Genomic DNA, 6,868 nt, shown 5'->3' with positions numbered 1-6,868 from the left:
TAACCCCTGGAATGCAATCTTCTCCCGTGCTTTTTTAAGCCAAGTAATTAATGGTTTATTTTGGGGGAAGGCCTCGATCAGCGCCTGATCGGTTGTATAAATATCCTCGGGGTCGCCGGATAGCGCTACCCATCTGAATGGTCCCTTACCTTCACAAAACAGCGGACGGATATAGGCCGGGGTAAAACCCGGGAAGTTAAATGCGTCGGCCTCGCCGCCCTGCCGGGCAAATTCGCGCAGATTGTTGCCATAGTCAAAGGTAATAGCCCCTTTGCTTTGCAGTTCCAGCATTAAGTTTACATGCCTCGCCATACTTTTTAGCGAACGCCGTTTGTACTCCACAGCATCATCTTTCCTCAAAACCGCAGCTTCATTTAATGAAAGGTCATTGGGAATATACCCATTCAAAGGATCATGTGCCGAAGTTTGATCGGTAAGCACATCAGGGATAATATTATCCTTCAACAGTTTTTCAAGAAGGTCACCTGCATCGCTTACCAAACCTACCGAAAGCATTTCCTTTTTGGCGATGGCTTCTTTGATCCATTTGATGGCTTCATCATACGAACCTGTCATCCGGTCGATATATTTCGTGTCAACCCGTTTTTGAATCCGGGATGCATCCACATCGGCACCTAAAAATACAGCGCCAGCCATGGTTGCCGCTAATGGCTGAGCGCCACCCATACCGCCCAAACCTGCGCTTACAATGAGTTTGCCTGCCAACTCACCATTGAAATGTTGGTTACCACATTCCACAAAGGTTTCGTAGGTGCCTTGCAAAATGCCCTGTGTACCTATGTAAATCCAACTGCCGGCCGTCATCTGTCCGTACATCATCAGGCCTTTTTCGCGCAGCTCGTTAAAATGCTCCCAGTTAGCCCATGCGGGCACCAGGTTACTATTGGCTATTAAAACCCTTGATGCCTCGGGGTGGCTACGGATGATCCCAACCGGTTTGCCCGACTGGATCAGCAGCGAATGATACTCATCCAGTTCCAGCAACAGCTCAATAATTTTACGGAGCGCTTCCGGGTTGCGGGCTGCTTGCCCAATACCGCCGTAAACTACCAGCTCATCGGGGTTTTCGGCTACCTGGCCGTCAAGGTTGTTAAGCAACATCCGGAGCGGGGCTTCAGTTTGCCAGCTTTTGGCATGAAGCTGCATGCCACGCGGTGCTTTATACACCGGGTGGTTGGCGTAGGTGTTAATAAATTCCGAACTCGTCATGACTTAAATCTATTTGGTGAGCAATAGCTGCTTCGCCCGCGGTTTGCAGCAGGGAGCCATCTGTAATCAGTTTGTGAAGGCTGTTAATATCATCGGCAAAAACACGGTCATCCTGTATAAAAGCTACATGCTGTCTTACCAGTTCATGGCAGGCTTCAATAACCGGCGTCGATCTTAACGGTCTGCGGAAATCCATAGCCTGGGCGGCATAAAGCAACTCTATAGCCTGGATATATTCGATATTATCTATCACCTGGTGCAGCTTGCGCCCGCTGATGGAGCCCATAGATACATGGTCTTCCTGTCCTAAGGAGGTAGGCACGCTATCGGCACTGGCGGGAAAGCACAGTGTCTTATTTTCGGTAACGAGGGCTGCGGTGGTATACTGCGGGATCATTAAGCCCGAGTTAAGCCCGGCATCATGTGTAAGCAGCTTGGGCAAACCATAACGGCCTTCGCTCATCAGGTAGCAACGCCTGTCGGCAATATTGCCTATCTCAGCAGCAGCAGTAGTTGCATAATCAAGCGGTAAAGCCAGGGGTTGACCGTGGAAATTGCCGCCGCTGATGGTATCATCGGCATTAAAAATAACCGGGTTATCCGTAACGGAATTGAGCTCAATTTCAGTAAGTTCTTTCAGGTGCAGCCACGCGTTGCGGGATGCGCCGTGTACCTGCGGCATGCAACGTAAGGAGTATGGGTCCTGTACCCTGTCGCAATTAACATGCGACGAATTGATTTCGGAGCCATCCAGCAAAGTGAACAAGCGGTGGGCAACCATACGCGTACCTTTAAACGGGCGAATGTTATGCAGCCGCTCATCAAAGGGCCGGATAGAACCCATCAGCCCTTCTAATGACATAGCACCGATCAGGTCGGCACGGTTCAGGGCGTCATCCAGCCTTTGCACAGCTTTTATAGCAAATGAAAGGATGAATTGCGTACCATTGATAAGGGCAAGGCCCTCTTTAGGGCCAAGCGATAAGGGCTGCAAGCCATGTTTATTTAATAACTTCGAAGCGGGTTGTCGCTCCCCATTCTCAAACACTTCTCCCAAACCAATCAATGGTAAAAACAGATGTGATAGGGGTGCCAGATCGCCTGAAGCGCCTACTGATCCTTTTTCGGGCACAACCGGGATAATGTCGTTGTCGATATGCCAGATGATCCGCTCAAGCGTACTAAGCGCTATGCCCGAATAGCCTTGTGCCAAAGCCTGCACTTTGGTGATCATCATAAGCTTCGCTATTTCCTGCGGGATGGGTTTCCCGACACCTACGCTATGACTTTTGAGGATATTGCTTTGCAGCAAACTGGTATCCTCTTCCGAGATCCGCGTATCACACAGCGGGCCAAAACCGGTATTAATTCCATAAACCGGATGGTGACTGTGTACAATCTTTTCTACCTCACGCCATGAGGATTGGATCATGTCTGCGGCTTCTTTGTTGATGATCCCTTTAGTTTTACCCGCTGCTATATCAAGGCAAATACCTATGGTAAGATGGTCGGTGCCGTAATTAAATGTATTAGTCATTGCCGGCTGGTTTTAAATTGGTATTCAGTTTTTCAACGATATTATCGGCCAGTTTAGTTTGCCTGAAAACGCTTTCAAGCGCACTTATTACCGGCAGTAATTGCTGTGCAGTTTTATCTTCAGCCACAAGCTCGGCCATCGACAGGTTGATGGCATCCCAAACAGGCATTACCTGCTTTAATAATTCACGGCCATCGGCAGCAAGCGTAACCAATTGCCGTCTGCCATCATCTGTACAGGTATCGGTACTTACAAGGCCTCGTTTTTTAAGGTTGGTAATGAGCTGACTGGCGGCAGGATGCGAAACCTCTATCTGCTCACTTAATTCTTTGATAGATAAAGCATCGTTTTTCGACAGTAAATAAAATACGGGAAACCAGCTGGCATCAAAATCGATACCCGCGGTTTGGTAAGCACGGTTAATTTCGGCCAGAAAGGCTTCGCTCAGCCGCCTTAAACGACTGCCTAAAACCAGATGCCCCAGGCTTTGATATAAATTCATTATGCAATTTATATAAGTACTTATATAATTGCAAATTTTTCTTCTACTCTTTAAACATGATGATTGAATGTAGAAACGCATAATTGCGTCTCCCGTATGCAAGTTAAGTAGTTAAACCTATTACAAAGCGGCTTGTCCTGCGGCGAGACGCAATTATGCGTCTCTACATAAAAACATCTAAAACAAAAAAACTCCCGGCGGTTTGCCGGGAGCTTTCATTTATTACTTAGTGATCAGGTTGTATAACTCATCGAGCTTAGGGGTAAGCACGATCTCTATTCGCCTGTTCTTTGCGCGGGCCTCATCGGTAGCGTTAGCATCTATAGGCTGAAACTCGCTCTTACCTGTTGCAGTAAGCCTATGCGGGTCAACACCTTCTGTTTCGGTCAGGTAGCGGGTTACCGAGGTAGCGCGCAATACGCTCAAATCCCAGTTATCCTTGATCTGACCAAGGTTTTTCACTTTCTTGTCATCCGTATGACCTTCTACCGCCATATTGATATCGGGTTCCTTGTTAACCACCACTGCCAGTTGCTTTAACGCAGCTTTACCCTTTTCATCAATAATAATACTGCCCGAAGGGAACAATAACTTATCAGCTAATGACACATAAACCTTGCCATTTCTGATATCCACCGTTAAACCGCTTTGCTGAAAGCCCAATAATGCTTTCTGTAATTTATCTTTCAGGGCATTGGTGGCCTCGTCACGTTTCTTCAAAATGTCTTCAACTTCCTTTAAACGGGCTTCGCGTTTTTTCAGGTCAGCGGCCAATTTTGCGGTCTGGGCGGCTAATTCGTTAGCTTTTGATGATGTTGCATCCAGGTTACTGTTCAGCACATTGTTGTTATTGCGCAGATCGGCAAGCTGGCGGTGAAGGCGAGCAGTATCTGCCTGCAACTGTGCAAGCTGTCCTTCTAAATTTGTTGTACGGGTGGCTAATGAGTCGCGTTCGGCTACAAGGGTTTTGTATGCTTTTGGCGACATTACCTTGCATGAGTACATTGTTAAACATACAGCAGCGGCTAAAAAGGCATATCTAATTTTCATGATGTATTGAGGGTTAAATATCGTATTACGCCAGGGCGTTCTTCAAAAATACATTAAGCGGATGGATCCTGCTGCACATATCTATCACCGTCTTTTCCGATCCGGGTTGGGTTAATTCTTTATCTGTAAGTTTATGCCAGCCCACAAAACTTTTTAGTTTTATCAGGTCGAGGTTTTCGTTATCCGGTTCATAGCCTTTTGGCAATGACTTAAGCTGTTCCTGTTTCCTAAAATCGCCAAATAGTTTAATAAACTCCTCATCATCTATGATCTTTTTCAGATCGGCTGCATTATAATCAATTTCCTGCCGAATAGCTTTCAGATGAGGTGCTTCTGGCATCCAGTATCCGCCGCCAATAAATGAATTGCCGGGCTGGATGTGCAAGTAATATTCAACGCCGCCGCCTTTTAAGCCGGAAGTTGGAAAACTTACCCCAAAGTTATTTTTATAAGGTGCTTTATTTTTACTGAAACGAATATCCCGGTAAATGCGCATCACGCATTTTTTGGCATCAAGGTTCTCGTCCATGCCTGCCTCAATTTTACGTACGCCCTCAAGCACCTTCGTTATAAAATCAATTACATTTTCACGGGCCTTATCGTAACGCTCTTTATTTACAGCAAACCATTCGCGGTTATTATTTTCGGCGAGATCTTTTAAAAAATCAATACTTTCCTGGTATATCATCGGTATCTAAATAGCTTTGGTAGTGTATTTTGGGTGATAACCAATACAACAAAAACACACGCGAATATCTGAAATTTACAGGAGCAAGGAAAAAACACCCTAAAATTATAGTACCAAGATATAACCACGGCGAATCCTGATTGTGGCTAACCAGGTAGGTAAGCCATGCTATCCCAAGGGCCTCACCAACATTTAGGGCATAACTCACATACATTGCCGCGTAAAAGTAACCAGGCTCTATCTCGAAAAAAAGATCACAATGAGGGCAGTTAAGATTTATTTTATTGGAGAAACTGTAAGGACTTCCCTTAAACATATCGCCCCGCCTGCAGCGCGGACATTTACATTTAAGCATAGCCCATGACTTTGGTGTTTGGGACACGATAAGTATCTTATGATGTTATGAAAACGGCCAAGCCGGGTAGCGGTTCTGCTTCTTAATTCAGATTAAGCTTTTCGCCGCGCATATCAAGCTTAACATCTTTACGACGGTATTTTTTATACCAGATATAGCCACCTAATGCAACAGCAAAATAAGGAGCGCCCAATAAAAACAGGATGCCGTTATTTAAACCTCTTGTTTTTGAGCTGCCACTTTGCGCATTGGTTTCAACCGTTGCAGCACATTGTGCACACTGCGCTTTTACAGGCTCACGGGCAATCAGCATCAGGCCAAGGGCCATTACAAAAAGAATAACTTTAAAACCTTGTTTCATAAGTACAAATTTAATCAATTAAAAATGATAAAACGGACGGATCATTAAGTAAACAACCACACCGCTCGCCGTAACATACAACCAGATAGGGAACGCCCAGCGTACCAGTTTACGGTGCTTTTCAACCTGCATTTGTAATCCGCGGTGAAAACTCAATAATATTAACGGTAACACGGCTGCAGCAAGTATAATATGAGGCGTTAAAATCGTCAAATATATTGTCCGTAAAGACCCTGCCGAAGCCCGTTCTGCTGCCGACAATTGTCCGTCGCCATTGATATCACCGTAAACAATTTCGTTACGCATCAGGTAATGAAATAATACATACGACGCCAGGAAAAGCGCTGAAAGGCAAAACGTAATAATGTTAAGCCTTTTGTGTAGCATTATATTGCCTTGTTTAATTTGATACAACGATAGAAGTAACAATACAGTACAGGTGCCGTTCAGCACCGCGTTAAGCATTGGCAGATACGGGGTAAAAGCCGGGGCAACTGCCGGTCCCGGAATAAGGTGTCTGTTTAAAAGAATAACAAGTGCAATTACAACTATGGTAACAACCGCTACAAAGCGGATTATAAATTTATCGCTCATGGCTAATTAATATAGGGCCTTATCAACTTTACGAAGCTCTTCGGCTATCAACACTTTTATCTCGTCGTTAAGACGGTTCACCTCTGGCGTTACTGCAGCCTTGTAGTATCCCCTGATGCGATGTTCCTGGTCGACAAGTACAAAATCGTCGCTGTAAACAAAGTCGCCGCCTGCCTGTGCTGCGTTAACATAAAGGCCGTTGCGGGCAAAGCTGTAAACGGATGAGGTATCGCCGCTGCACATCAGCCAGCGATTTGATTCGGGCTTGAAGGTTTGCAGGTATTTATTGAGTACCTCCGGGGTATCGTGTTCGGGATCTACGGTGATGGTCAAAAAGTAAACCATCTTGTTTTTATAATAAGTACCCACCAGCCAACTCATGTTTTTGTTGATGGTTTGGCAAACGGTAGGGCAGTTTTTATAAAAGAAGTTAATTACGAAGATCTTTCCCTTCAGGGTAGCTAATGTAACCGGCTTGCCTTCCTGATCGGTCAGTTTAAAATCGGGAATGGTATGGTAAATGGTATCAGGGATATACTTACCATGAAACT

Annotated in this window: 9 protein-coding genes; all 9 read right to left on the bottom strand. The window is 45.4% G+C overall.

Going from position 1 to position 6,868, the window contains the following annotated elements; translation table 11 throughout:
- On the bottom strand, window positions 1-1,230 hold a 1,230-nt coding region (gene hutU / locus VF500_RS18815), incomplete at its 3' end, for a urocanate hydratase (protein WP_330861158.1).
- Entirely contained in the window at window positions 1,208-2,767 is a 1,560-nt protein-coding gene (gene hutH / locus VF500_RS18810; RefSeq protein ID WP_330861157.1) for a histidine ammonia-lyase, read from the bottom strand. The genes hutH and hutU, both read right to left, overlap by 23 nt.
- Window positions 2,760-3,269: a MarR family winged helix-turn-helix transcriptional regulator gene (locus tag VF500_RS18805; protein WP_330861156.1), complete on the bottom strand. Its 510-nt coding sequence runs from the start codon at window positions 3,267-3,269 to the stop codon at window positions 2,760-2,762. Before VF500_RS18805 ends, hutH begins: the two co-directional genes overlap by 8 nt.
- A 222-nt stretch (window positions 3,270-3,491) precedes the next feature.
- Window positions 3,492-4,319, bottom strand: a complete 828-nt coding sequence (locus VF500_RS18800; RefSeq protein ID WP_330861155.1) for an OmpA/MotB family protein — start codon at window positions 4,317-4,319, stop codon at window positions 3,492-3,494.
- Window positions 4,320-4,344: 25 nt separating this feature from the next.
- On the bottom strand, window positions 4,345-5,007 hold the full coding sequence (locus tag VF500_RS18795) for a DUF2461 domain-containing protein (RefSeq protein WP_330861154.1): 663 nt from the start codon (window positions 5,005-5,007) through the stop codon (window positions 4,345-4,347).
- Entirely contained in the window at window positions 4,985-5,323 is a 339-nt protein-coding gene (locus VF500_RS18790) for a DUF983 domain-containing protein (RefSeq protein ID WP_330861153.1), read from the bottom strand. The genes VF500_RS18795 and VF500_RS18790 overlap by 23 nt, the downstream gene beginning before the upstream one ends.
- Before the next feature lie 121 nt (window positions 5,324-5,444).
- Complete coding sequence (locus VF500_RS18785; protein WP_330861152.1) at window positions 5,445-5,723, bottom strand: hypothetical protein; 279 nt, start codon at window positions 5,721-5,723, stop codon at window positions 5,445-5,447.
- A gap of 18 nt (window positions 5,724-5,741) precedes the next feature.
- Window positions 5,742-6,317, bottom strand: coding sequence for a DUF420 domain-containing protein (locus VF500_RS18780; protein ID WP_330861151.1), 576 nt, complete (start codon window positions 6,315-6,317; stop codon window positions 5,742-5,744).
- Window positions 6,318-6,323: 6 nt separating this feature from the next.
- A partial coding sequence (locus VF500_RS18775; protein ID WP_330861150.1) for an SCO family protein occupies window positions 6,324-6,868 on the bottom strand: 545 nt, incomplete at its 5' end.

Source organism: Mucilaginibacter sp., assembly GCF_036383575.1.
GTDB lineage: Bacteria > Bacteroidota > Bacteroidia > Sphingobacteriales > Sphingobacteriaceae > Mucilaginibacter.
The sequence above is the reverse complement of the archived record's forward strand: the minus strand, read 5'-3'. Positions and strand labels throughout refer to the sequence as shown.

What these genes read in the sequence shown, in the direction of transcription:
- VF500_RS18780 (WP_330861151.1), bottom strand. Translation starts at nt 6,317, where the DNA reads ATGAGCGATAAATTTATAATCCGCTTTGTAGCGGTTGTTACCATAGTT.
- VF500_RS18800 (WP_330861155.1), bottom strand. Translation starts at nt 4,319, where the DNA reads ATGAAAATTAGATATGCCTTTTTAGCCGCTGCTGTATGTTTAACAATG.
- VF500_RS18790 (WP_330861153.1), bottom strand. Translation starts at nt 5,323, where the DNA reads ATGTTTAAGGGAAGTCCTTACAGTTTCTCCAATAAAATAAATCTTAAC.
- VF500_RS18785 (WP_330861152.1), bottom strand. Translation starts at nt 5,723, where the DNA reads ATGAAACAAGGTTTTAAAGTTATTCTTTTTGTAATGGCCCTTGGCCTG.
- hutH (WP_330861157.1), bottom strand. Translation starts at nt 2,767, where the DNA reads ATGACTAATACATTTAATTACGGCACCGACCATCTTACCATAGGTATT.
- VF500_RS18795 (WP_330861154.1), bottom strand. Translation starts at nt 5,007, where the DNA reads ATGATATACCAGGAAAGTATTGATTTTTTAAAAGATCTCGCCGAAAAT.
- VF500_RS18805 (WP_330861156.1), bottom strand. Translation starts at nt 3,269, where the DNA reads ATGAATTTATATCAAAGCCTGGGGCATCTGGTTTTAGGCAGTCGTTTA.